The organism is Paenibacillus riograndensis SBR5 (assembly GCF_000981585.1).
GTDB lineage: Bacteria > Bacillota > Bacilli > Paenibacillales > Paenibacillaceae > Paenibacillus_AQ > Paenibacillus_AQ riograndensis.
In genome coordinates this window covers 6,192,888-6,219,113 of record NZ_LN831776.1, presented here as the reverse complement: position 1 = coordinate 6,219,113, position 26,226 = coordinate 6,192,888, and the positions used below count along the sequence as shown (strand labels likewise).

At 51.9% G+C, this 26,226-nt stretch carries 17 protein-coding genes; 16 read left to right on the top strand and 1 reads right to left on the bottom strand.

Annotated features, from left to right (window positions below; genetic code table 11):
* Positions 1-69 precede the first annotated feature (69 nt).
* Genes kdpF through PRIO_RS26280 form a run of 5 tightly spaced genes read left to right on the top strand, consistent with a single transcriptional unit; the run spans position 70 to position 6,872 of the window.
* A complete protein-coding gene (kdpF, locus tag PRIO_RS37525) occupies positions 70-150 on the top strand; it encodes a K(+)-transporting ATPase subunit F (protein ID WP_039786108.1) in 81 nt (26 codons plus the stop codon).
* A 32-nt stretch (positions 151-182) separates the two neighbouring features.
* A complete protein-coding gene (gene kdpA, locus PRIO_RS26295; RefSeq protein ID WP_039786114.1) occupies positions 183-1,850 on the top strand; it encodes a potassium-transporting ATPase subunit KdpA in 1,668 nt (555 codons plus the stop codon).
* Between the two features lie 23 nt (positions 1,851-1,873).
* Positions 1,874-3,901, top strand: a complete 2,028-nt coding sequence (kdpB, locus tag PRIO_RS26290; RefSeq protein ID WP_020426641.1) for a potassium-transporting ATPase subunit KdpB — start codon at positions 1,874-1,876, stop codon at positions 3,899-3,901.
* 16 nt (positions 3,902-3,917) lie between these two features.
* Complete coding sequence (gene kdpC, locus PRIO_RS26285) at positions 3,918-4,490, top strand: potassium-transporting ATPase subunit KdpC (RefSeq protein WP_020426640.1); 573 nt, start codon at positions 3,918-3,920, stop codon at positions 4,488-4,490.
* Positions 4,491-4,514: 24 nt separating this feature from the next.
* The gene (locus PRIO_RS26280; protein WP_039786111.1) at positions 4,515-6,872 is read left to right on the top strand and encodes a histidine kinase; all 2,358 of its coding nucleotides are present in this window, start codon (positions 4,515-4,517) and stop codon (positions 6,870-6,872) included.
* On the opposite strand, the gene PRIO_RS26275 is transcribed toward PRIO_RS26280, so the two are convergent.
* Positions 6,832-8,070: an MFS transporter gene (locus PRIO_RS26275; protein ID WP_020426638.1), complete on the bottom strand. Its 1,239-nt coding sequence runs from the start codon at positions 8,068-8,070 to the stop codon at positions 6,832-6,834. The two genes, PRIO_RS26280 and PRIO_RS26275, sit on opposite strands and share 41 nt — an antisense overlap.
* A gap of 109 nt (positions 8,071-8,179) precedes the next feature.
* Here PRIO_RS26275 and PRIO_RS26270 point away from each other — a divergent pair, with 109 nt between their 5' ends.
* The 11 genes from PRIO_RS26270 to PRIO_RS26220 all read left to right on the top strand — a co-directional run bounded on the left by PRIO_RS26270 (position 8,180) and on the right by PRIO_RS26220 (position 26,152).
* Positions 8,180-9,076: a helix-turn-helix domain-containing protein gene (locus PRIO_RS26270; protein ID WP_020426637.1), complete on the top strand. Its 897-nt coding sequence runs from the start codon at positions 8,180-8,182 to the stop codon at positions 9,074-9,076.
* Between the two features lie 46 nt (positions 9,077-9,122).
* The gene (locus tag PRIO_RS26265) at positions 9,123-9,821 is read left to right on the top strand and encodes a response regulator transcription factor (RefSeq protein ID WP_020426636.1); all 699 of its coding nucleotides are present in this window, start codon (positions 9,123-9,125) and stop codon (positions 9,819-9,821) included.
* Positions 9,822-9,824: 3 nt separating this feature from the next.
* Complete coding sequence (locus tag PRIO_RS26260; RefSeq protein WP_046505424.1) at positions 9,825-10,838, top strand: sensor histidine kinase; 1,014 nt, start codon at positions 9,825-9,827, stop codon at positions 10,836-10,838.
* Between the two features lie 99 nt (positions 10,839-10,937).
* Positions 10,938-11,705, top strand: a complete 768-nt coding sequence (locus PRIO_RS26255; RefSeq protein WP_020426633.1) for an ABC transporter ATP-binding protein — start codon at positions 10,938-10,940, stop codon at positions 11,703-11,705.
* Positions 11,677-13,563 carry an FtsX-like permease family protein gene (locus PRIO_RS26250; protein ID WP_046505420.1) on the top strand — a complete coding sequence of 629 codons (1,887 nt, stop codon included), beginning with the start codon at positions 11,677-11,679 and terminating at the stop codon, positions 13,561-13,563. The genes PRIO_RS26255 and PRIO_RS26250 overlap by 29 nt, the downstream gene beginning before the upstream one ends.
* A gap of 150 nt (positions 13,564-13,713) precedes the next feature.
* Positions 13,714-15,501 carry a glycoside hydrolase family 36 protein gene (locus tag PRIO_RS26245; RefSeq protein ID WP_167345669.1) on the top strand — a complete coding sequence of 596 codons (1,788 nt, stop codon included), beginning with the start codon at positions 13,714-13,716 and terminating at the stop codon, positions 15,499-15,501.
* Positions 15,502-15,577: 76 nt separating this feature from the next.
* Entirely contained in the window at positions 15,578-20,950 is a 5,373-nt protein-coding gene (locus PRIO_RS26240; protein WP_046505417.1) for a sugar-binding protein, read from the top strand.
* Between the two features lie 164 nt (positions 20,951-21,114).
* Entirely contained in the window at positions 21,115-22,164 is a 1,050-nt protein-coding gene (locus PRIO_RS26235) for a glycoside hydrolase family 88/105 protein (RefSeq protein WP_020426630.1), read from the top strand.
* Positions 22,165-22,630: 466 nt separating this feature from the next.
* A complete protein-coding gene (locus PRIO_RS26230) occupies positions 22,631-23,515 on the top strand; it encodes an ABC transporter permease (protein ID WP_231869759.1) in 885 nt (294 codons plus the stop codon).
* A gap of 19 nt (positions 23,516-23,534) precedes the next feature.
* Positions 23,535-24,410, top strand: coding sequence for a carbohydrate ABC transporter permease (locus tag PRIO_RS26225; RefSeq protein ID WP_020426628.1), 876 nt, complete (start codon positions 23,535-23,537; stop codon positions 24,408-24,410).
* 92 nt (positions 24,411-24,502) lie between these two features.
* On the top strand, positions 24,503-26,152 hold the full coding sequence (locus PRIO_RS26220) for an extracellular solute-binding protein (RefSeq protein WP_020426627.1): 1,650 nt from the start codon (positions 24,503-24,505) through the stop codon (positions 26,150-26,152).
* The last annotated feature ends 74 nt before the right edge of the window (positions 26,153-26,226 follow it).

Sequence of the window (26,226 nt, the reverse complement as noted above, 5' to 3'; positions counted from 1 at the left end):
TCTCACCCTGCTCATGACCGGGCTGGCGCAATGGGCTTCCGGAACCATCGATAAAGGGAGTGACCAAGGATGATGTGGGTACTGGGAATAATCGTAGCAGCTCTCTTTGTGTACTTAACTTACGCGCTGATTAATCCGGAAAAATTCTAGTAACGATTTCAGGAGGGATTTAAGTGACCATGATTTCTTATATCGCAATTGCTATAACCTTATTGCTCTCCTTGCTGCTTGCCCGTCCTGCGGGACTGTATATGGCTCAAGTCTTCAATTATGAGCGAACAGGGCTGGACCGCTGGTTCGGCTGGCTGGAGAAACCGGTTTATGCGATTGGCGGAATACGTAAGGAGAACTATAACTGGAAGCAATACGCTCTGGCTGCGGTCCTCAGCAATGCAATGATGATGCTGCTGGTCTATCTGATTTTCAGGTTTCAGGGTGCGCTGCCGTTAAATCCAAGCGGGATTGCTTCGATGGAGCCGACACTTGCTTTTAATACGGTAATCAGCTTTATGGCAAATACTAATCTTCAGCATTACAGCGGCGAAAGCGGGCTATCCTATCTGTCGCAAATGCTGGCGATCGTATTTATGATGTTTACCTCCCCCGCTACCGGGCTTGCTGTGGGAATCGCCATTATCCGCGGTTTGACCGGGAAACCCCTGGGGAACTTCTTCGTGGATATGGTCCGGGCAATCACCCGGATTCTGCTGCCGGTCTGCTTTGTCCTGGCATTTGTTTTCGTGGCCCTTGGTGTGCCCCAAACGCTGGAGCCTACTGCTCTGGGCCATACGCTGGAAGGTGTGACACAAGAGATCGCGCGCGGTCCTGTAGCCTCTTTTCTGTCCATAAAAGAGCTGGGCAACAACGGCGGCGGATTTTTTGGTGTCAATTCGGCCCATCCTTTCGAGAATCCGGATGCGATCAGCAACCTGCTGCAAATTCTGCTCATGCTGCTGCTGGGTACGGGGCTTCCTTTTACCTACGGGAAAATGGTCGGCAATAAAAAACAGGGCCGGGTGCTGTTCGTATCGATGGCCATGATGTTCATAGTCTTCCTGGGGATTTCACTGGCCAGTGAAAATGCAGGAAATCCGGCCGTCAACGCTCTGGGTATTCAGCATCAGCAAGGCTCCATGGAAGGGAAGGAGGCCAGGTTCGGCGTTGCCCAGTCTGCCCTGTACTCGGTCGTTACGACAGCATCGGAGACAGGAGCGGTCAATACGATGCATGATACGCTGACGCCTATAGGCGGATTGATTACGATCGGCAATATGATGCTGAACACAGTATTTGGCGGTGTCGGGGTAGGATTTGTTAACGTGCTGATGTATACGATGATTGCGGTATTTCTATCGGGTCTGATGGTAGGACGAACACCGGAGTTTCTTGGTAAAAAAATAGAAGGTAAGGAAATGAAGCTGATTGCAGTCACGCTGATTATCAATCCGATGCTTATTCTGCTGCCTACGGCCCTGGCGCTGCTCACCCAGTCCGATACCCTTTCGAATCCCGGCTTTCACGGGCTGACACAGGCGCTGTATGAATTTACTTCCTCTGCTGCCAACAATGGCTCCGGCTTTGAGGGGCTTGGCGATGCGACGCCGTTCTGGAATATCTCCACCGGAATTGTGATGTTCCTTGGCCGGTATTTCTCCATCATTGCGATGCTGGCTGTAGCCGGTTCACTGGCAGCCAAGAAAACTGTACCGGAAACCTCAGGGACCTTCCGTACGGACAAGGCTCTGTTTGGTGCTGTTTTTCTGGGTACGGTACTGATTGTCGGAGCATTGACATTCTTCCCGGCGCTTGCCCTGGGACCGATTGCTGAATTCTTGACGCTGAAACCTTAGAGGTTATGGATGGAGGAAGAAAAATGAGTACAAAGAAAAGTGCAATCAATAAAGATATCGTCATTCAGGCTGCCAAGCAGGCGTTTATTAAGCTGGACCCGCGCGTTATGCTGCGCAATCCGATCATGTTTGTGGTGGAGATCGGCTTCATCATTACCTTATTTCTTGTATTTGTGCCTGATGCATTTGGCGGGGATGTCTCCACGGGCTTTAATCTTGCGGTAGCGTTCATTTTGCTGTTCACGGTACTCTTTGCCAATTTTGCGGAAGCACTGGCGGAAGGCCGGGGCAAGGCGCAAGCTGATTCCCTCAAAAAATCAAAAAAAGAGATCACCGCAAACAAGGTGAGCGGAAGCTCGGTCAAAGAAGTGCCTTCCACGGAACTGCGCAAAGGCGATGTGGTTATTGTGGCCCAGGGAGAAATGATTCCGGGTGACGGGGAAGTCATTGAAGGCCTGGCCTCGGTCGATGAATCGGCCATTACGGGCGAATCTGCTCCGGTGATCAAAGAGGCTGGCGGTGACTTCAGCTCTGTAACCGGAGGAACCAAGGTAATCAGCGACCGGATTAAGGTCCGCATTACCAGTGATCCCGGAGAGTCATTTCTGGACCGGATGATTTCTCTGGTGGAAGGGGCCAAACGTCAAAAAACGCCAAACGAGATTGCGCTAAATACCGTGCTGGTCAGTCTGACGATTATTTTCCTGATTGTAGTCATTACGCTGCCTTTCTTTGCCGATTATCTGGATATCCGCCTGGAAGTTCCTGTGCTGATTGCCCTGCTGGTCTGCCTGATCCCCACCACCATCGGAGGGCTGCTGTCAGCCATCGGTATTGCCGGAATGGACCGGGTCACACAGTTCAATGTATTGGCTATGTCCGGTAAAGCGGTGGAAGCATCGGGGGATATCAACACGATCATTCTCGATAAAACAGGAACCATCACTTACGGAAACCGCATGGCCAGTGAATTTATCCCGGTAGGCAAGCACTCCCGGCAGGATGTGGCGGCTTGGGCAGCCTTAAGTTCGGTTCGCGATGAGACGCCTGAGGGGCGGTCTGTGCTGGAGCTGCTGAAGAGTCAGAATCTGTCTTTTCAGGAGTCCGTTGCTGATGGTGCGGAATTCGTGGAGTTCAAGGCAGAGACCCGCATGAGCGGCATTGACCTGCCGGACGGGCGGCATATCCGCAAGGGGGCTGTAGATGCGGTAAAGCAATGGGTTGCCGGCCAGGGCGGGATCATCCCGGACGATTTGCAGGCTAACAGCAACGCGATTGCGTCGGCGGGGGGAACACCGCTCGCTGTCGCGGTCGATCAGACGATATACGGCCTCATTTACCTGAAGGATACTGTAAAACCAGGGATGCGGGAACGGTTCGAGCAGATGCGGAAGATGGGAATTAAGACCATTATGTGTACGGGGGACAATCCGCTGACAGCTGCCACCATCGCCGCTGAAGCCGGAGTGGATGATTTCATTGCTGAAAGTAAACCGGAGGATAAAATTGCTGTAATCCGCCGTGAACAAGCGGAAGGCAAGCTGGTAGCCATGACCGGTGACGGCACCAATGATGCCCCTGCCTTGGCCCAGGCCGATGTGGGGATTGCCATGAACAGCGGAACAGTTGCTGCCAAGGAAGCCGCCAACATGGTGGACCTTGACTCCGATCCTTCCAAAATTATTGAAGTGGTCTCTATCGGCAAGCAGCTGCTGATGACCCGCGGAGCATTAACTACATTCAGTATTGCGAATGATATCGCCAAATATTTTGCGATTATTCCAGCGATGTTCATGGTGGCGATTCCTGAAATGGAAGTCTTGAATGTGATGAGACTGCATTCCCCTCTGTCAGCCATCCTTTCGGCCTTGATCTTTAACGCGGTGATTATTCCGCTGCTGATTCCGCTGGCGATGAAAGGGGTAGCATATAAGCCGATGAGCTCGTCACAGCTTCTGAGCCGCAACCTGATTATTTATGGCTTGGGCGGTGTGATTGTCCCGTTTGCCGGCATTAAGCTGATAGACTTGGTTGTCCAATTCTGGGTATAGAGAGGATGAATGCGGTATGAAGACTATCGCTGTTTCAATAAGAACAACTGTCGCACTCATGATTATTATTCTGGCGTATCAGCTGGTTGTGACGGGAATTGCCCAGGCAGTCATGCCGGATAAGGCGGATGGAAGCCTGATCTATAATGATAAACATGAAGTCATTGGCTCCAAATGGATTGGACAGAATTTCACGTCCCCGGGTTACTTCCATGGCCGGATTTCTAGTATTGAATATAACGCGGTTTCCTCAGGTACGCCGAACTATGCGCCTTCCAATCCGGATATGCTTGAACGCACGAAGGCGTCAGTAGAGGCCTGGAAGTCGGAGAACCCCGGGATTCCCGTGTCTGAATTGCCGGTGGATCTGATCACCAATTCCGGCTCCGGCTTGGATCCGCACATCAGTGTGGAGGCGGCGCAGGTTCAAATCCCGCGCATCAGCAAGAGCACTGGCATATCTGAAGAACAATTGAAGGAACTGGTAGCTAAGCATACCCAAGAAAGAGAACTGGGAGTCTTGGGAGAGCGGGTTGTCAATGTGCTCCTGCTCAACATCGATGTGCAGAAGACGGTGAATGGAAAATAAATCGGAACGTGAGGAATGGACAAGGTGGAAAACTTCAAGCGGAAAAGTCCGGAGGAAATCTTGTTATCCATCTCCAAGCTGCATCGCGGACGGTTGAAAATTTTTATTGGTGCAGTAAGCGGGTCGGGCAAAACCTATCATATGCTGCGGGAAGGAACAGCGCTCCAGCAGCAGGGAATAGATGTCGTCATCTGTGCGGTATCCACGCTCCAGCGTCCTGAAACGATTGAACAAATCGGGCAGCTCGAACGGATCCCGAGCATTCATTGGGTCCACGACGGCACGGAAAAAAAGGATCTGAATGTGGAAGCCTTAATCCAGCGGAACCCGGAGGTGGTTCTGGTGGATGGCCTGGCGCACCGGAACCGTCCTGATGCAGTGCATAAGACCAGATTGGAAGATATCCACTTCCTGCTGGGTCACGGAATCAGTGTAATAACTACGGTAAACGTATATGAGCTGGAAGGCGTAAGGGAACTGGCCCAGAAATATATGGGGATTGAGGTGGAGGAGACGGTCTCTGCCCATACACTGGAGCTTGCAGATGAAATCCGTCTGATTGATGTAACGCCTGAAACGCTGCTCCAGCGTGTCTCGGAAGGGCATGTGCGCAACAGCAAAACCGCCGCACTGTTTCAGCGGGGAACGCTGGGGGTGCTGCGCGAGCTGGCTCTGCGGCTTGTGGCGGAAGGGGTGAATGACTCCCTGGAGAAGCACCGTGAGCAGATGGGAATGCTCGGTCCGTCCGGCGCGGCGGAACGCATCCTGGTCTCCACCCAATATCACTGGAACGGCTCGATTTATGTCCGGCGCGGCCAGCAGGTGGCGAAACGGCTGAACGGCGAACTCATTATCATTACTTTTACGAACCCAAAACGTCCGCTGACGAAAGAGCAGGCAGCTTTTAAGGAGTCGCTCGTTAAGCTTGTCCGGAAGGTCGGGGCAGCGTTCGAAGAACTGCCTTTCCATTCCCGGAGAAGATTGCCGGAGCGGCTGATCCAGTATGCGCTTGAACATAATGTTACCCGGATTATGCTGGGCCATTCCCGGCAGTCGAGGTGGCAGGAGTTCTGGCAAGGCTCTGTTGTCAATGACATCATCCGGAAGTCCAGGAATATGGATATCTTCATGGTTGCCGACCGGGCGGAGCACCAAGGGGAGCGGATTCTGCCCGCAAAACTGGCCGTTCCCGCAGATAACCCGCTGTATCACCGGTTAAGCTCACGGGAAGTAGACGAAAAAATCGGGCGGATCCGGCGGGGGCGGTTCAAGGTCTTTATTGGTGCGGCACCCGGAGTAGGCAAAACCTATACCATGCTGCGGGAAGGCAATCATCTGCTCAAGAAGGGAGTAGATGTTGTTATCGGTCTGCTGGAAACGCACGGCCGGCAGGAAACGGGCCAGCAGGTGGCTGAACTGCCGTTTATCGAACGGGCAAAAATCAAATATTCAGAAACTGTGCTGGAGGAAATGGATACCGGGGCCATCCTGAGGCGCAACCCGGAAGTGGTGCTGGTTGACGAACTGGCTCACACTAACGTTCCCGGGAGCAAGTACAAAAAGCGTTATGAAGATGTAATGGAAATTCTGAATGCCGGCATCTCGGTGATTTCAACCGTCAACGTGCAGCATCTGGAAAGCTTGAATGATGCGGTGGCCCAAATCACCGGGGTTCGGGTGAGGGAAACCGTCCCGGATTCCATTCTCCGCCTGGCGGATGAGGTGGAACTTATCGATGTGGCGCCACAGGCGCTGCAAGCCCGCATGAAGGACGGGAAGATTTATGCCCGGGAAAAAATCGATCAAGCGCTGGACAATTTTTTTAAAATCGGGAATTTGATTGCCTTGAGAGAGCTGTCGCTCCGGGAAATTGCCGATGACGTAGATGAACGGCTGGAGGCATGGGAGCGTGTCAGCTCTCTTCGCGGGCCCTGGAATAAGCAGGAGGTTATTTTTGTCTGTGTGAAGCTTAGCCAGAGTGCCGGGAAACTAATCCGCAGGGGATTCAGGACAGCTTTCCGGTTGAAGGCGGATTGGATTGTTGCTTATGTACATTCAGCGAAAGAACTGACCGAGGACGAGCTGAAAATGAAAGCAAGCATTGAGAACCTGACCCTTCGGCTGGGCGGAAAATTTGAAATGATCTCCTCATCAGGGCCTTCATCAAGGCTTGCAGAGGTCATTCAGGCAAAAGCTGACGAACACCATGCCACCCAGCTTATTATCGGCCAATGTGACCGCCCGGCATGGAAACGGTTATGGGAAGGCACGATCATCAAAAAACTGCTGCGCACCGCAAGGCATATGGATATTCTGATTGTCGCCAACTACGATCCTCACATCAAGCGTGATATTCTTCCAGAGGCTTCTGCGCATGAATAACTTTCCTATGCCTGGACTTGGCTAGGGCAATCAGCCCTGCACCGGTGATCGTGATGGCGCATAACAGGGCAAAGACGGGGAATCCGGCCTGTACTCCGAAATGGCCCAGCAGGCGGGTTCCAGCTAATGGCCCGGCGATGGTCCCCGCCTTGATCAATTCCGAGCAGCCGAAATACAGGCCTTTGACTTCTGTTGCGGCCAGCTCATCCACCAAGGCATCGAAGCGGGCGCCGATCAGCAGTTCTCCTACACTGAAGAGGACAATAAATGCAAGGAGCGGCAGCAAAGCAGGCGGTAAGATAAACGGCAAAAAGCTTAGGCCGATCAGCAAATTGCTGACAAGCACGACGGTAAAGGGATTCCAGCCGGAGATCCAGCGCAGCAGCACAAATTGGGCAGCGAGAATGATCAGGGCATTGGCAGATAGAAGGGTGGAGTACAGTTGAACACCATTCGTTAAAGCACTGGTGGTAGCCAGATACTGCGAGACGGTTGCATTCAGCTGGGAATAACCGAAGAAAGAGAAGCTCATGCCGGCCAACAGCAGAAGGAAAACATGATCTTTGCGGATTACGGTGAAGGCTCGCGGGCGGCGGAGCGGTAGGGGCGGCGAAGCTGGCGCTCCGGCCGGCATATCCCGGAAGAAAAACCGGGTCGATATCCCATATAGAATATACAGGATGCCTAGGATCACGTAAGGAAACAGTGTCAGCTTCATATTAAACAGCAAACTTAGGAGGGGGCCGATAAAAGCTCCCAGATTAATCGCGGAATACCTCAGGTTAAATACCAGCAGCCGGTTGTCCGGGGCGGTTTGGGCAGACAGCACTTTTTTGCTGGCAGGCTCAAAGATAGAATAGCACAAGCCGTTAAGGCCGCTAAGCAGAAGAAAATGCCAGAAGCTGCCGGCAAAATAGAACAGGATGAAGGCGGAACCCCAGACAAGCGGGATTCCGCCTATTATTTTTTTCAAGGAGAGCTTATCAGCAAGCCTCCCGCCAAAACTGCCGAACAACACATTGATGAGCGGGTTAATGCTGAGAATATAGCCGGTGTGGAGGAGGGAAATATCCTTTTGAGTCGTCAGAAATATGGCCAGAAAAGGTGTGCTCATAAAGAGTGCCGTTCTGGTAAAAAGCGTTCCAAGCAAGATATTCCATACTTTGCTGTTCAGCTTCCGGTTTGCCGGATTGTTCATACCGATCCTTCTTCCTGCATTGTATTTTTCATTGGCTCGAATGTAGCATACAATGGAAAATAGATAGAGAAATTGTGCTGTATACTCACATTTGCGGGAGTGAAGTGAAATGGGAAGGGTTCTGGGGGAGACGGTTAAGCGGATTCGAAAGTCTAAAGGGATGAATCAGTCGGATCTGGCAGGGGGAATTATGAGCCGCTCCAATCTGTCACGTTTTGAAGGAGGAAAGTATTTCCCCGGCTACGACAAGCTGATTCTGATTCTGGACAAGCTGGAAATGTCGCTGGAGGAGCTGTTATTCTTACATCATGACTATGCCCAGCCGGTCAAACGGACACTCCACCTGACCCTCGTTGAAGCGGGGAACCGCTACGAATTTGAGAAGGTCAGGGACGTCAGCTATGAATGCCATATGTTGTATAAGACTACGCGGACGGAAGCTTTTTACCATCTGTATTTGCTTGGACAGGGACTGCTGATTCAGTATGGCCACGGGGATCAAATCAGACAACTGAGTGAGATTGCCGATTACATCAAGCCCTATCTGCTTGGGGTAGATACCTGGTATCTGTATGAATTCAAGCTGCTTAACAACTTTTTGTTCACGCTGAACAGTGACGATGCCATCTTTTTTGGCCTGAGAGCTGTGCAGGAATTTAATAAATATCATTGCTTTGCCGAGAGCAGAACCATCCAGCAGCATTTGCTCCAGAACATCTCCAATATTTGCCTGGCGGAGCGGAATTATGAGAAAAGCCTGTTTTTTCTTACTAAGGCTCTGCCTTTGGCGGATAAAACCAATCTGCTCTACGACAAGATTGTGACCTTAGTGTTATATGAAATCACTGTAATCTGTCTGAAGCAAAGTCAGGACACGTCCAAACTATGCAGCTACTTGTCCATTCTGCAGCAGCTTGATTTCATGGACAGCTATCACGCGCTTATGGTTGTGTGCCGTAAGCATCTTTCTATGGGCCTGCCGCCAGTAAGCTTACATATGCTATAGTTTGTTATATATTTACACAGATGAACGAGACAAGGAGAGCGTGAATATGTTCAGAATCATGATTGTGGAAGATGATCCGAAGATTGCGGATCTCCTGCTGTCAGCGGTTAAAAAGTACGGATATGATGTGGTAAAGGTCGAGGATTTCACTCAGGTGCTCCAGGAATTTGAACAGATAAGACCGGAGCTGGTTCTGCTTGATGTGAATCTGCCCAGCTATGACGGCTATTACTGGTGCCGGCAAATCCGCAATATCTCTACTTGCCCTGTGCTGTTCATTTCCGCGCGTGACGGTGAGATGGACCAGATCATGGCGCTGGAAAACGGGGGGGATGATTATATCACCAAGCCGTTCCATTCAGGGATTGTGCTCGCCAAAATCCACAGCCATCTCCGCCGGGCTTACGGGGAGTATGCGGCCAAGCGTGAGGAGCTGATGCTGGAGAAGGAAGGGCTGGTCCTGTATCCTGAAAGGCTCGAATTGCTGTATGGGCAGGCGGTCGTGGCCCTCACCAGAAAGGAATCAGATCTTATAGAGAGTCTTATGGAGCGTTATCCGAGGGTGGCCAGCCGGGAGGCCCTGCTGGAGAAGCTGTGGGACCCGCAGGCTTTTGTGGATGAGAACACGCTTAATGTGAATATTGCACGGGTCCGGAAGAAATTTCAGGAGCTTGGGATTGAAGATGCCGTGCTTACTGTCAGAGGTTCGGGATACCGGCTGAACATCAGCTGGGCAGAGGGTTAAGCCATGAAGCTGTTTATCCGTGAGCATGCGCTGCTGTTGGCTGTTCAGATGGTGCAATTCGGCGCAATGTTGTCGATTTACTGGTTTGACGGCTATCGCAATCTTCCGACCGCGCTCTATTCAGTCTTTATTGGTTTCTTCTTTCTCAGCTGCTACATGATCTATCAATATATTAGCAGGCGCCGCTATTATCTTCGTCTCAGCAGACCTCTTGAGACGCTGGACGAATCCTTTCAGAAGATTGAGAATAACCCCGTTTCCAAAGCGCTGGAGCAGTTGCTGCACACACAATACCGCCACTATCAGCAGCAGCTGACTGCGGTGAAGCTGCAGCAGGAGCAGCACTTAACCTTTATTGACCAATGGGTGCATCAGATGAAAACTCCGCTGTCGGTGATTGAGCTGACTGTACAGAATATGGACGAGCCTGAGTTTGCCAGTATCCGCGAGGAGCTGGAGCGTATGCGCGGCGGTCTGCATACCGTTCTGTATATGGCCAGGCTGCGGGCTTTTGAAAAGGATTTTCACATCAAACCTGTCGTCCTGCCGAAGCTTATAGGCGAGGTCGTCCATGATCACAAACGGCTCTTCATCCGCAATCGTATCTTTCCCGAGGTAAAGGCCGCCTCTCCCGGAATTACCGCCCAGACCGATGAGAAATGGCTGTTCTTTATGCTGTCGCAAATTATTAACAATGCCATCAAATATTCGGCAGCGAAAAATACGGGGGGCGGACAGAAGATTACTGTATCCTGCTATCTCCGGGGACCGGATGCAGTCATTGAGGTTAAGGACCAGGGGATCGGCATCCAGAAGTCTGATCTCAAGCGGGTGTTCGACCCCTTTTTCACGGGCGACAACGGGCGCGGACTGCGGGAGTCTACGGGAATGGGGCTGTATTTGACGAAGGAGTCCGCCGACCGTCTCGGGCACCGGCTTGAGCTGGAATCGGAGGTTGGCGAGGGAACGGTGCTGCGGATTATTTTGGCGGCGAATCCTTTGCTTACAAGCGTGTAATAAAAGTGAAACCTAAATCGATAGTTGATGTGCTGCCGTCTCCGGTATATTGGTTACAGAACCAATGCTGTGCATACCAAGAAAGGGGCGTAAAGCCATATGCTTGAGGTAAGGCAGGTCAGTAAAATATATGAGGGAAACGTGGCTTACCGGGCTTTGACCGATATTGATCTAACCATAGAAGCCGGAGAATTCGTGGGCATTATGGGACCGTCCGGCAGCGGTAAAACAACCCTCCTGAATATGATTGCCACGGTTGACAGCCCGACTACCGGAAGTATTATGATCGATGGCAAGGACACCGGCAAGCTTGATAAAAACGAATTGGCGGTATTCCGCCGGCGGGAGCTGGGATTTGTCTTTCAGGATTTCAATCTGCTGAATACCTTGACTGTGGAGGAAAATATGGTCCTGCCGCTGACGCTGGATGGAACCCGGGTGAGTGAGATGAAGCAGAAGGCCCAGGAGATTGCCGGGAAGCTGGGGATCAGCGCCATTATGAAAAAACGCACCTATGAGATCTCCGGGGGACAAGCCCAGCGGACAGCGATCGCCAGAGCGATGATCCATTCCCCTAAGCTGCTGCTTGCGGATGAACCTACAGGCAATCTGGATTCCAAAGCAGCCAAGGATGTGATGGATCTGCTGGAAGCGATCAACCGGGAGCAGTCAACGACGATGTTGCTCGTGACACATGATGCTGTAGCGGCCAGCTATTGTCACCGTGTGGTGTTCATTAAGGATGGAAGATTCTATACAGAGATCCACAGCGGGAACAACCGCCAGAGTTTTTTTCAGAAGATTATCGATACACTTTCGCTGCTAGGAGGATACAGCAATGACGTTCCGCCAGTTCGCATTCCGTAACGTCACCCGGAACAAAAGGCTGTATACCGCTTATTTCCTCAGCAGCATGTTTACGGTGATGGTCTTCTTTACCTTTGCCATTTTTGCCTATCGTCCGGTGCTTAGCGCGGAAAACCTGCAATCGAGTGCGGTTTTAGGGCTTTCGGTCTCCAAGTGGATAATCTATGTGTTCTCCTTCTTCTTCGTGCTCTACTCCATGAGTGCATTTCTGCAATCGCGGAAAAGGGAGTTCGGGCTGATGATGATGCAGGGAATGACCACCCGGCAGCTGCGGGGGATGATTTTTTGGGAGAATATGCTGATCGGGTTAGGCGCAACTGCCGGCGGCATCGGTCTCGGGATGGTATTCGCGAAGGGGATTCTGCTTGCGGGGACAAATGCGCTTGCGCTTAAGGAGCCGCTGCAATTCTATTTTCCAATCAAGGCGATCCTGCTGACACTGATTTCGTTCATGCTGCTCTTCATTCTGATCTCCCTGTTTATTTCGGCGGTGCTCCGCAGCGGCAAGCTGATCACACTCATCAAGGCAAATAGTCAGCCCAAACAGGAGCCGAAGGCCTCGGTTCTGCTGTCTTTGCTGGTGGTATTGCTGCTGGGGACCAGCTACTTCCTGTCTCTTCGGGCGAGCGGTTTGAATGTGGTCATGCTGCTCGCTCCGGTTGCCGTTATGGTCATAATCGGCACCTATCTGCTGTTCACCCAGCTCAGCGTGTATCTGATCCGCAAGCTGAAGGGCCGGGAGCGTTTTTTCTGGCGCAGAACCAATATGCTGTTGCTCTCTGACCTTTCCTACCGGATGAAGGACAATGCACGTTCCTTTTTTCTGGTTGCCATCATCTCAACCGTTTCCTTCAGCGCGATAGGGGCTTTGTACGGGTTTCAGTCCATGCTGAACGGAGCGCTTACGCAGAAAAATCCCTATCTTTTTACGTATATGTCTGCGGACGGAGACAGCCAGGCCCAAGCCCATATACAGCTTATTGACCAGAGCCTCAGCAAAGCCGGGATTGCTGCCGAAAAAACGGGTTTGCAGCTTAACTATTACCAAGCTGCGGATAGCAGCCAGACACTAATTCTGGTGAAACAATCCGAATATAACCACGTCGCTAAGCTGATGGGGCTTAAGTCCATCCGGCTTACCGCAGGGAAAGCCGCAATTGTAGATTTCGGGCTGTCGCGCAAGGGGGAGGAGATGCTCCACCAGCCGGTGAAGCTGCAGCAAGGGATAGTCATCGAGGCGGATCAGGCCGTCGTGTCTCCGGCGGTACGGGCTTTCAGCGGTTATTACGTCGTCGCCGATGAACTGATTGACCGGCTTGCACAGCCGCTGAAAGTGAGCCGCTATTACGCTTGGCACGGGGCGATCGGACAGCAGGGAGTACAGAACGTGGGCGGCAAACTGACGAACGAGCTTCCCTATGATGAGCACTATAATTTCTATGCGCTGGAGTATCAGACCTCCAAGATTAATGAAAACTTTGGGCCGCTGATGTTCATGGGGTTTTTTATCGGGATCGTATTTTTTGTCTCGGCCGGCAGCTTTCTCTATTTCCGGCTGTACAGCGATCTGGATGAGGATAGACAAAAGTTCAAGGCTATTTCCAAGCTGGGGCTGAGTGACAAAGAGCTTGGCAAAATATTGAACCGCCAGATCGGCCTGCTTTTCTTCGCACCTATTGTGGTCGCGCTTGTGCATGGAGCCGTGGCCCTTACAGCGTTGTCACACATGTTCCAGTATTCTATGTTCCGGGAATCCCTGATTGTATTGGGCTTGTTCTTCTTCATTCAGGTCATCTACTTCTTCATTGTCCGCCTGTTCTATACCAGACAGATCCGATCGGCGCTGGCCGGATCATAAGGGGGATATTAATAAAACCTGTTACTCAAGTATTCCCCCCTGTAAAATATTCCTTATTTCCGGTTTTCACCTGTACCTCCATAAGGTAACCTTACTAGAGAAAGCCCTTTCATCGAAACGATGCGAGCGGATACATGGAGGGATACACGGATGCACCAACTACAGCAATCCGATCGTCATTATCAATTGAGCGGAGCAGGAGATGACTATCACGCGACAGTCACCTTGGAAACTCCCGAAGCTGGCATTGAGCTTGTTCATATTCGGCTGACCACGGAACGGCCGGCTGTTCCGCCGGTTATCCGGTTGGCTTGGGAGCAGCCGATAACCGATATCCATGGGGTATGGCATCCGAACGGCGGCAGGAACCGGGGGATCATTCCGGACTGGGGGGCCGGCTATGTCAGTAAGCTGACCGTCTCTTCACCGGTAGTCTGTCTGTTTAGCGGCGCTGGCCGGAACCGGATGACCTTCGCGTTCTCGGATACGCTGAACCCGGTTGAATGCAAAGCGGGTGTTCACGAGGAAACGGCGGTGTTTCACTGCTCGGTTACCTTATTTGAGGAACCGATGGCCCCGTTCAGCAGTTATGAAGCGACACTTCGGGTCGACTGCCGCGATTTGGCTTATTATGATAGCTTGAACCATGTACAAATGTGGTGGAGCGGATTGCCGGGTTTGTCACCTTCATCCGTTCCGGCGCCTGCCCGTGAACCGATGTATTCAACCTGGTACAGTTTTCATCAAAAGCTGGCTCCGGCAGAGGTAGAGGAGATGTGCCGCCTGGCGAAGGGAATTGGCTGCGAGTCGGTCATCATGGATGACGGCTGGCAAACCTCGGACAATTCGCGCGGCTATGCGTACTGTGGCGACTGGGAAGTATGCGTAGACAAAATACCGGATATGAAGGCTCATGTCCAGCGGGTTCACGGACTTGGAATGAAATATCTGTTATGGTACTCCGTTCCTTTCATAGGCATGAAAAGCAAGGCCTGGGGGGAGTTTGAGGACAAGATGCTGTATACGATTGAATCGCGCGGTTGGGGAATTGTTGACCCCCGCTTTCCCGAGATTAGGGAATATTTGATCGGTATTTATGAAACAGCTATGCGCAACTGGGACCTGGATGGCTTCAAGCTGGACTTTGTGGACAGCTTCAATCTCCCCAAGGAAGCTAAGCATGAATATGGGAATGGGCGGGACTATATCTCGGTGCCGGATGCGGTTGACCGGCTGATGACCGATATTCTAATGCGGCTTCGCAGGATCAAGCCGGATGTGATGATTGAATTCCGTCAGGCCTATGTAGGCCCGTATATGCGCAAATACGGCAATATGTTCCGGGCGGCGGATTGTCCGAATGATTCTGTCGAGAACCGGGTGCGGACTATCGATATCCGTCTCCTGTGCGGCAATACGGCAGCCCATGCGGACCCTATTATGTGGAATCCCGGGGATCCGGTGGAGTCTGCGGCGCTTCAATTGATCAGCGTGCTGTTTGCGGTTCCGCAAATTTCTGTGCGGCTTGACCTCCTTCCGGTCAAACACCGAGAAATGACCGCCTTTTGGCTGGACTTCTGGAAGGAGCACCGGGCTGTTCTGCTGGATGGACATCTGGAGCCTCATCATCCGGAGCTTTTGTACCCGCTTGTTGAGGCAAGCAATGAGGATACGCTGATCACCGCCGCCTATGAGCGAACAGTCGTTACGTTAAACCGGGAGCTGCCGGAAACGGTCATCCTTGTCAACGGCACGCGAACCGCCGGAATGGTTGTAGAACTGGATAGAAGCTCCGGGCAAAGGACCGTTGAGGTGTTGAACTGCACAGGTCAGGTTGTGGAACAGTTCACGCAGCATATGGAAGCGGGGATTCATCTTATATCTGTTCCACCGGGGGGTGTTGTCAGCCTGAGGGCAAGGAGGGCATTGTTCATGTGAAAACAAGTAAAAAAGTTGACTTACGGTATGAGAGGTACAAGACGAATTCAGGCAAGTACGAGGGGAGAATCCATTCATGAGTCACTCGTTCAAACGCTTGTCCACAGTCCTGCTTGCCATTCTTTTGCTTCCATGGTTTCCCGTTTATGCCGGAGCTGCTGAGCCTTCCCCGATGTTTGAGGACAGCTTCACAGGAGGATTGGACAACTGGGATTTATTCGGAAGCAACGCATGGTCCATAGGCGGGGCCGGAACAGAAGCGCAGCTGGAGGGCACTACATCCTTGACCTCTCCACAGCGTGCAGTGGTCAAGGCTTCCAAACTGCCCTACAGCTCCACCGATTACAACATGGAGTTCACCGCGCAGGGAGACCGGTTCCGGGTTATCTTCCGATATTTCTCCGGAACTGCCTATTATTTTCTGGAATTCAAAAGCACCAAGTCGGTTGAAATGTGGAAATACCCCAATTCCTCCACAACCGTCCAAGTGGGGACACCGGCCGATATCGGAGCGGCCATTCCCGGCTTCAGCCTGTCGAGTTGGCATCAATACCGGCTGGAGGTTAAAGGAAGCGCATTCAGTCTATATGTGGACGGAACACTGGTTACGACTTTCACGGACGCCACACTTTCTGCTGGGGGAGCCGGTTTCTCGTTGAAAAGCCTAAGCGCCAGCTCAAACGCAAATCTTAAGGTGAAGCAAGTCCGGGTTTCGCCTATTGAGGACCAGGCTGAATTCTCCATCGTTCACACACCGGCGGGAGAGATTCCTTACAATTCGGATCTTCCGCTTTCCTTTTCCGTTAAGGGTGGGGATTCTGTGCTTGACGCCTCGATTCACTATGCATACGGGGAAGCGGCTCCTGATCAGATCATTCAGGCGGCAGGAAGCGGGACAGGCCCCTATTCAGGTACCATTGCCGGGACGAACCAGTTCAGCAAGATCCGCTATTATTTGACCGCTCAGAATGATGAGGGAAGGACAGTGCGCTACCCGGAGTCGGGGGAAATTACGGTTCCTATCGGGGGAATCGTACCCTATATCAATGATTTTGAAGGAGAAACGCTGAATGTTGCCCCCGTTGGCTGGAACGTAGGCGGAAATACGAAGGTTATTCAGCTGCCGGACGGCAACAAGGTGTTCAATCTGAATGGGTCGGGGAGCGCCAGGCTGAATCTTCCGATGTACCTGAATGCGGACAATTTCACCGTCAAATTCAAGGTGAGATATGAACGAACGAGCGAAGCGGTTCAGAATACCTGGCGCTTTCGTTACCGGTCGGTAGACGATGGCAACAACAATGCCTTGGAATGGGCGACACACAACTCCAAATATTTTCTGATGCGAAAAACAACACTTGGCGGCAATTATTATTTAGCCAACTATGTCAAGTCGCTGCTTGATGAGTGGCATGATTACGAGCTTCGGGTAAGCGGAATTACGCACAAGCTGTTTATTGACGGAGTGGAAGTTGCCAGCGGAGACGATTCCGATCCACTGGCTCTGAAGAAAGGGTACTTTCAGTGGAACGTAGTCGGCGGCATTAACCTGATGATTGACGATTTTGCCATCGAGCCGATTCCGGTACCGCCTGTCATTGATCTGCAGCCGTCTGGCAATTATGCCGGTATCTATTCACTGGAGGAATCACCTGGATTCAAGCTTGCACTGGAAGCTGGAGCAGAAGCCCACAATTTTCAGATCGATTATACCGTGCGCCGAGCAGATGGGGACCAGGCGGTCGTTGCCTCCGGCACAAAGACGTACCAAATGGAGAAATATGCGAAGAATACCGATACCGTATTGTTTGACCCAAGGCTGAATACGATTGGAACCTATGAGGTAGCGGCTGATTTTAGGATTGATGGTGTCGCTCAGCCTGCCAAGTCCAAGAAGATGCGTCTGACTGTTATCAATGCGGCAGCCCCGGTCAGTCAGCCCGACCTGGATAATGAGAGTAAATTCGGCCTGAATACGCATTATGCCCTCAACTGGAACGATGATATTATCGACGGAGCCCGCAAGATGGGGGCGCGCCATCACCGCTCCGGCATCACCTGGGACAGCGTGGACAAGAATGTGAAGGATGCTTCGGGCAATACGGTCTACGATTACAGCGGAACAGATCCTCTGCTGACCAAGCTGTTCTCTTACGGCTTCAACCAGGTTACAGTATTAGGCATTGACAAGAATGCATTTTACCAGCAAGGCACCATCAATACGACCTCAGGTCTGAAGGCTATGGGCGACTTCGTAGCCAATACCGTCAGCAGGTACAAGGACCAGATCCGGCAGTGGGAAATGCCGAATGAGCCTGAGATTTTCTCCAAGCCCTATGTGCCCAGCGAGTTCGTGCAGCTGCAGAAGGTAGCTTATCTGAACATGAAGCAAGCGGACCAAAACGCCATGCTGCTGGCTGGTGATCATACCTCCAGTGTGCTCAGTGTTCTTCCGAAGGAGCTGGAGCTTGGTTCCTTTGACTATGCCGACGCTTATTCCTACCATCCATATGTGTACAATGCTATGCCGGACGACAATTTGCAGAACATTATAAATGGTGTGAAGGATCTTGTAAACGCATACGGCGGCTGGAAGGACTATTATTTGACGGAGGGAGGCTGGCCTACCGCCACGGCGGGTTATCCTTCCGTGTCGGAGGAAACGCAGCGGGACTACATCGTCCGCGCATTTCTGAATTACATGGTTACCGATCAGATAAAGGCGTATGAATATTACAATTACAAAAACGATGGTACGGATGACCGGTATTACGACATATTCTGGGGGCTAACGGATAATGACGGCCGGCCGAAGCTGGCTTACACCGCTGTCAATCAACTGATGACCACTCTGGATAAATCCCGGTATATCGGAACCTGGGATACCGGGAATCCGGACATTGCCATTCACGTGTTCCTGAACGATGGCGTACCCGTTATCACAGCCTGGAAAAAAGTAGACCACAAGGATGATCCGGCTGTCAAGCTTCCTGTCAGCACAATCACGCTACCCTTTAGATCAGAGGGTGTAAGCATCAAGGATATCAACGGTACTGCAGTGCCTGTAACACCGGCAGGCGGCGGAGACCTGCAGCTGGCTGTATCCGGATCGCCAGTTTACATCACGGGTGCATCAACCGATTTTGTGTATCAGTCGGCGGTCAAGCTTTTACAGGGCAAGCTGCAGGAAGCATCCACTAAGTTGGGCAAGGTGCAAACGGCAGGCAATGCTGCTCTTATCCAGGCTGATCTGACGGAGCTTTCACGCATAGAATCACTGATGGAGACAGCGTTGACGGGGGGGAGCCAGGCAGCAGGCGTAGAGCAGGGAATCAAGGATATTTACACGCTGATGGCAAAGATTGCTGGTCAAATCAAGAGCGGGTCTCTGGAGCAGGCTCCCGCTTATGTGGCGCTGGAGACGCTGTACAATATGGCGGAGAGCGCATCTGTGGCGTTGAGCTTCGCACTTGACGGCACAGATGCGAACAGTCTGGATTATGCCGTCTCCGTACAAGACGTAACAGCAGCGTTCAACGCCAAGAAAGGTGATTACAGCGTGATGCCAGTCGCCACATCGGCGGTGCTGCGCTTGAACAGGTACGGCAGGCTGGCGGATGCCGCCTACACACGGGGAAGATATGCGGACAGCTATGCCTATAATCTGCTGGCACGGGAGTTTGCTTCTGCGGCTGCCGCAATCTCGGATTCCGAGCCTGCGAAATTCATCGGAGTGATGGCCAATGCGGTGCCGACTCAGGCAAACGCAGAAGCGGGTTACGCTAATTCAATTACGCTCTCCCTCGTGAATAATACCAATATTCCTCAGCAGGTGACGGTGAAGCTTCATCTGCCGGATGGGTGGGAGTCATCACAAAATGTGCAACTGCTTGAGGCAGTGACTATCCCCGCCGGGAGCTCGATTGATCTGCCCTATTCGATTCTCGTACCGGAAAACACACTGAAAGGCCGCTACGATATCTCGTTTGAGATTTTGTACAATGGCGCGGTATTCGATACGAAGACGGTGCAGCTGACGGTGGAGGACGGTTTGGATGTGAAGCTGATTCCCGTCAAGAAGACCATTGAGGAACTGGATGTGCTGTCCGTGCAATTGACGGGAACCTCATCTTTTTCCAAGACGGGCAAGGTCATCGTGAAAGGCCCCGATGGAGTCCTTCTTGAGCCGTTAACCACAGACACCTTCAGCGGATTGCAAAAAGGCGGCAGCGTCCGTCTGGACTTCCTTTGGACTTACCATGACCGACTGCCATTTAATGAGTATACCCTTGATATGCAGATTGTAGAGACGGACAAGAACAAGCTTATTTACCATGATCCTTCCCTGCCCCTTGAGTTCAACCTGATCCAGCAGGCGCATGGTCTGACAATTGACGGAGACCTGAGTGATTGGGAGGATGCTTTTCCATTCCATCTCCGCAGCAAGTCCCAGCATGCAAGCGGTTACCGGGATCCCGGCAATTTGGAGGCGGCAGCATACGCCAAATGGAATGCTGAAGGAATGTATGTCGCCGTTTCGGTTCAGGATGACATTCACAAGCAGTCGGAGAATCCGGCGAACATGTGGAAGAACGACTCTGTGCAGGTCAGTCTGGATCCGCTGAACAACAGGGAGTCCCCTTATGGGCCGGATGACACGGAATGGGGCTTTGCACTGGCTAACGATGGAAGGCGGCTCATCAATATATTCAATTCGACGCAGCCCAATCCGAATGGGGATGTGAGCGGTCTAACACCGTTTGAGGCGGTCCGGGACGAGGCGGCGCACCGGACGATTTATGAGTTCCAGCTCCCTGCCTCCTATATCAAAGATCTGAAGCCGGAGCTTGAAGGCAGAATCGGATTAAACATCGCTGTTAACGATGCGGATCTTCAGAACGGGCGGGATGATTTTGTTCAATGGACCCAGGGGACGGCTGATTCTAAGAACACATCGCTGTATGATTCCTTTATTTTCATAGACTACACGCCTCCGGAGCCGTCTGCTGATTCGGAGTCTCCCACTTGGCCGGGGTATGCTGCAGTGACAGCATCGGATGTGACAACGAACAGTGTGACACTCAACTGGACGGAAGCTCAGGATAACACAGCTGTGACGGGATACCGGATCATCTGGGGGGACAGTGTATCTATGAGCGTGCACGGCAGTGTTACGGATGCGGTCTACGGTACAGTCACAGACAGCGTTTATGCCACAGCAACATCCGCCGTCATTACAGGCCTGAATGCGGATACGCCATATACATTCATCGTTTACGCCCGTGATGCTGCAGGCAACTGGAGTGTGAACGGTCTGGAGGTGAGGATGAGAACAGCGTCTATGCCTTCTGCAGCGGGTGTGATATGGACTCCATTTCAAGCGGATGCTGTTGCATCTCGGCAGGTGGCAAAATTCCGACCGGAGGAATACGGACATCATCAAACATAGGATATGTTCGAACGGGAGCCAAAGCCTTTCCCGGCTGCCGGATGGTGCAATAGACGTACATGGTCAACTGGATCCTAAGGAGAGCCAATAGATATGTTCCTGCTGATTTTACGCTGTGGCTTATGGAGTTGACCGGAATAACAATAGCCAAAGGAGTAGAAACCATGAAGCTGCAAACGGTTGCAAACAGGGTGTGGAAAGAAATGACCGGGAAACACGATAACAACTGGGGAATGAACATTGAGAATTGGGATTGGGTGCCGGGGGTCGGCGTTATCGCTCTGTTGGAGTACTATGAATCCAGCGGGGACCCGGAGGTGCTGGTCTTCCTGACGGAGTGGGTCGCCCGCAACAAGCACAAGGCGGAGGAAACCCGGGTCATCAACTCCATCGCTCCCTATGCAGTTTTTCCGGCGTTGTATCGCCTGACGGGGGACGAGTGGCTGAAGGAAGAGGCGGTTCGGATTGCGGATTGGCTTCTCAAGGAAGCGCCGAAGACCCGGGAGCAGGCCTTGGAGCATACGGTGACGGAGAAGGCGGATTTCTCGGAACAGGTCTGGGCAGACACTATCTTCATGGCTGTACTGTTTCTGGCCCGCACCGCGAAGCTCGTAGAGAACAAAAGCTATGCGGAAGAAGCGCTGAAGCAGGTACTGATTCATCTCCGTCTGCTAAATGACAAAGAACATCATGTGCTGTTCCATGGCTGGAACTGCAATTCCGGCGACCATATGTCGGGAGCACGCTGGACCCGGGCCAACGCTTGGATTGCAGCAGGCGTGCCGCTGATTGTGAAAGAAATTGCCCCCCTGATAGCGATCCCAGACGAGCTGGGCCAGCGGTATGGCTGCCTGTTGGCCGGTCTGGTCTCCTTCCAGCAGAAGGATGGCCTGTGGAGCACGGTAATGGATCAGCCGGGTTTCTACCGGGAAATCTCCGGAAGCGCAGGAATCGCCTATGGGTTGCAGATAGCGATGGAGCAAGGGCTGGTGGATGCCTCCCCAGTCTACGAAAGCGCTGCAGAGAGAGCACTGCAGGCTATCCTCCCTTATATTTCCGAGGCTGGAGTAGTGGACGGCGTATCCGGCGGAACGCCGGTAATGGATAGCGTGGAGGCCTACAACCGTATTCCGGTGTACCCGGCGCTGTATGGTCAAGGGCTGGTGCTTATGCTGCTTGCCAAGGCGCCGGGCCGAAAGGAGAGCCAGGAATAATGCTTGGAAATCGAGGCTTGATTTCCCGTGTGTAAGGCATCCTCTTTTTTTAAAATATAAGCGAATTTATATGTTTCCCGCTATAAATTATCCTTCTATTTCTCGCTGAAACGGTACCGTCCTTAAAAGGATGGTACCGTTTCTACTTGCGCCAGAAAGTATATATTGGGGTCCCCGCAAAGTACCTGAATCAGCTTCCATGCAAAGGCCCCACTTTGTGGGGTTATTTTGGGGCTGCTGCCCCGGGATTAGCTTGTCCGGGATGAGAAACGCGACTTTTCCCGGGTATTATTGTCCTTCGCTCCGGTTACCTGACCCGGTCATTTCAGCTAATATAGTAGATGTAAGCACTTACATGTTTTGAATAGACAGAGAGAGAAGATGACAGGAGGAGAGTTGGATGGGGATGGAAACTACTAGGATAGCTGAGAGAGTGGAACCGCAGTCCAGGTGGGAGTTTAGAAGGGTGTGGAAGTACAAGCTGCTATATATCCTGCTGCTTCCCGCATTTGCCTGGGTTTTTGTTTTTGATTATCTGCCCCTGAAAGGGATCAGCATAGCCTTTATGGACTATAACGTCATTCAGGGCTTTTCCGCAAGTGATTGGGTGGGGTTTAAGTATTTCCGCATGCTGTTTGAATCTGAAATGTTCCGTAATGCCTTCTTGAATACGCTGCTCATCAGCTTGTACAAAATGCTCAGCGGCTTTCTCAGCCCGATCGTGCTGGCGCTGGCATTGAATGAAATCCGCACAGTCTGGTTCAAGAAGACCCTGCAGACCGCGGTTTACTTGCCGAGATTCGTCTCCTGGGTGGTCTATGGCGGGATTATCTCCCTGCTGCTCTCTCCCGAGACCGGCGTGATCAGCTCAATTATTGAATTCTTTGGCGGAAAGCCTGCTTACCTGCTTGCTGAGCCTGCATACTTCCGGACCATTCTTGTGATCACGGATGCGCTCAAGGAGATGGGCTGGGCAGCCATTATCTATATAGCTGCTATTGCCGGGCTCAATCCGGAGGTTTACGAGGCAGCTACTATGGATGGAGCAACGCGCTTCAAGAAGATGCTGCATGTGACCCTTCCGGGCATTACGAGTACAATCATCGTTATCTTCATCCTCAGGGTGGGGACGGTCATGAGCGCCGGGCTGGACCAAGTGATTAATTTGTACAATCCCATGGTGTTTGAGGTAGGGGACATTCTCGACACCTACATTTACCGCATAGGTATTGAGCAGTTCAACCTCAGCCTGGCCGCGGCTGCTGACGTCATCAAGGGCTTGATCGGCTTCGTGCTGGTGCTCCTTACCAATCACATCGCTGCCAAAGTCAATGATTCAGGAATTTTCTGACAAGGGGGGAATAAAACCGATGAAAACGTCAAAAAGGGAGACTGGTTTTGCCGTTTCCAATTATATCATCCTCACCATCCTCACCCTGATTATCGTTCTGCCCTTCTGGTATGTGCTGTCCGTGTCCGTTACACCATATCAGATTTACAGCGAGAAGAACGGCCTGGTGCTGTTTCCTACCTCCTTCAGCCTCCAGTACTTTGATTATCTGCTGAAGGAAGGCTCTATGATTTATAATGCTTACGGCAATACCATCCGCAATACGGTGTGCGGTGTTGCGCTTGCCCTGGTGCTCACGGTTACGGCAGCTTATTCGCTGGCTGAGAAGAAGCTGCCTGGCAGAAGGGTAATCATGCTGTACTTTGTCTTTACTATGCTGTTCAAAGGCGGCATGATCCCGACCTATATCACAATCAAGCAGTTGGGCCTGCTGAATACCAATTATGTACTCATTCTGGTCATGGCATACAGTGCCTTTAATATGATCCTGATGAAATCTTTTTTTGAGGGCATACCGGAAAGCCTCAAGGAGTCCGCCTCTATCGACGGCGCCTCAGAGTTCAGGATTCTGTGGAGAATTGTACTTCCCCTGTCCATGCCGGTGATTGCCACAGTGAGCTTGCTCTACCTGGTTGTTTACTGGAATGATTTCTTCAACGCTCTGCTGTATACCAGCGAATGGTCCAAAGCGCCGGTGCAGCTAGTACTGCGGACGATCATTGCCAGTTCCAGCCTGCCGCCGGAGTTGCTTGAGACGGCCGGCTCCGCGCCGCCGCCGACAATCGGCATTCAGATGGCGGCGATTGTAATCGTAGCTCTGCCGATGATGATCATCTATCCGTTCGTCCAGCGGTTCTTTGAGCAGGGCATGCTGATTGGATCGGTTAAAGGCTAGAGGCCTGGCAACTCCAGGATGTCCTTCAACTTTGGTTTACTCTCTCAAGAGTAAATATACACACAGATTGATTCGAGGAGGTCTTATTGTTCATGCCTAAACAAAAAAGAATTTGGTCGTTTGGCGTACTTGCCGTCCTTCTGGCCGGAAGCGTAGCGCTTTCGGGCTGCGGCAAAAGCAATGAAGAAGGCAGTGCGTCATCCCTTACGTCACCATCCCCTGCGTCATCTGCACCGGGAACTGAACCGCTGGCTGCCGGGGAGCCTTATGTGCTCAATTGGATGAAGGCGCAGGACATTTCCAAGCCCTATGATCCAGCCAAAGACGTGGTCATGCATGCCATTGAGCAGAAGCTCAATATCAAGATTGTTCCTGAGATGGTGGACGTCCAGCAATATAAAACAAAGCTTAATCTGAAAATAGCCAGCGGCGCCATTCCCGATGTGGTCAGAATCGACTTTGCTGACGATTTTCAGAAATATGCGCAGCAAGGAGCCTTCGTGGATCTGACTGATCTGATCAATGAGCAGGATACGCCGAATATCATGCGGGAGGTTCCACAGGATGTATTCGAGAAGGCCAAGGTAAACGGCAAAATTTACGGTATTCCCTATCAGGGGGGACCGGGTGCCGGGTATCGCTGGAACTTGGATATGCGCAAGGATTATCTGGAAAAAGTAGGGGCGGACATACCCAAGACGCTCGATGAGTATTACAACCTGCTCAAGAAGATTAAGACGGAGATGCCGGATGTTATTCCGCTCGGCGGTTATACTGCCCAGATTGGCGAGCAGAAATACGCTAACAATTCCTTCGACCATATCTTTGGTGCTTTTGGCGTAACGCCGGGCTTTTTCACCGAGAAAGACGGCAAGTTCAGCAACTATGATATTGAGCCGCAAATGCGGGAAGCGCTGCTGTTCCTGCAAAAAATGTACGCGGAGGGCCTAATTGACAAGGAATTCCCCACGATCAAGGAGGAGCAGGAGCGGACGAAGCTATACAGTGGCAAGCTGTTCTCATGGATGGGCTGGTGGTCAACCCCCAATGGCTATGATACACAGATCGAAACAGGAGAGTTGATCAAGAGCGGCAGTCTGGCCAAGGATGGGACCTTGCCGGATCAGGCCAATGAGCCGTACAAATATTTGGCCTTGACCGATTCGCTTGTCGGTCCGGATGGAACGGCGGTTGCGCCAATGGGAGCCCCCTTCTCCCAGATGAATGCGATCAGTGTCAAAACAAAGGATCCGAAAAGAGTTTTGAAGATTATCGAGGACTCCCTGTCCCTGGAAAACCAGATGTTGACGGTATGGGGGATCGAAGGTGAGGATTACAAAATCGAGAACGGCGTGCTGAAGACCGTGACCGATCTGGTTGATCCGCAGACGATGAAGGACAAGGATGGCAACTACCGCGGCACGCAAAGTTATCTGTTCGCTCCTGGACTTACAGGCTGGCCCCGCTACCTGGAGTCGCTGCCGCTGCGCTTGTCCGAGTCGCTGGGCATTGCGATCAACAATAAGTTCCAGATTACCGATGCCTCCAACTATCTTGACTCGCCCACGAAGATCGCCAAGCTGGTAGAGCTCAACACCATGCGCGACTCCGTATTCACGCAAATAATTATGGGTGGAGACATTAAGAAATTCGATGAATTCGTCGAGAAATGGAAGGCTCAGGGCGGAGCGAAAATACTGCAGGAGCTGGAAGAGTCCTTCCAGAAGAAAGCGGGCAAGTAAAAGTTGTGCGTTCTGCTCCGAAATCTCCCGCCAGGGTACAATTCCCCGGCGGGGGATTTTTGAGCTGACAGGGA

Excerpts from the sequence above, each read along its gene's own strand:
- kdpF (WP_039786108.1), top strand. The coding sequence starts at position 70 with ATGATGTGGGTACTGGGAATAATCGTAGCAGCTCTCTTTGTGTACTTA.
- kdpB (WP_020426641.1), top strand. The coding sequence starts at position 1,874 with ATGAGTACAAAGAAAAGTGCAATCAATAAAGATATCGTCATTCAGGCT.
- kdpC (WP_020426640.1), top strand. The coding sequence starts at position 3,918 with ATGAAGACTATCGCTGTTTCAATAAGAACAACTGTCGCACTCATGATT.
- PRIO_RS26275 (WP_020426638.1), bottom strand. The coding sequence starts at position 8,070 with ATGAACAATCCGGCAAACCGGAAGCTGAACAGCAAAGTATGGAATATC.
- PRIO_RS26270 (WP_020426637.1), top strand. The coding sequence starts at position 8,180 with ATGGGAAGGGTTCTGGGGGAGACGGTTAAGCGGATTCGAAAGTCTAAA.
- PRIO_RS26265 (WP_020426636.1), top strand. The coding sequence starts at position 9,123 with ATGTTCAGAATCATGATTGTGGAAGATGATCCGAAGATTGCGGATCTC.
- PRIO_RS26260 (WP_046505424.1), top strand. The coding sequence starts at position 9,825 with ATGAAGCTGTTTATCCGTGAGCATGCGCTGCTGTTGGCTGTTCAGATG.
- PRIO_RS26255 (WP_020426633.1), top strand. The coding sequence starts at position 10,938 with ATGCTTGAGGTAAGGCAGGTCAGTAAAATATATGAGGGAAACGTGGCT.
- PRIO_RS26250 (WP_046505420.1), top strand. The coding sequence starts at position 11,677 with ATGACGTTCCGCCAGTTCGCATTCCGTAACGTCACCCGGAACAAAAGG.
- PRIO_RS26245 (WP_167345669.1), top strand. The coding sequence starts at position 13,714 with ATGCACCAACTACAGCAATCCGATCGTCATTATCAATTGAGCGGAGCA.
- PRIO_RS26240 (WP_046505417.1), top strand. The coding sequence starts at position 15,578 with ATGAGTCACTCGTTCAAACGCTTGTCCACAGTCCTGCTTGCCATTCTT.
- PRIO_RS26235 (WP_020426630.1), top strand. The coding sequence starts at position 21,115 with ATGAAGCTGCAAACGGTTGCAAACAGGGTGTGGAAAGAAATGACCGGG.
- PRIO_RS26225 (WP_020426628.1), top strand. The coding sequence starts at position 23,535 with ATGAAAACGTCAAAAAGGGAGACTGGTTTTGCCGTTTCCAATTATATC.
- PRIO_RS26220 (WP_020426627.1), top strand. The coding sequence starts at position 24,503 with ATGCCTAAACAAAAAAGAATTTGGTCGTTTGGCGTACTTGCCGTCCTT.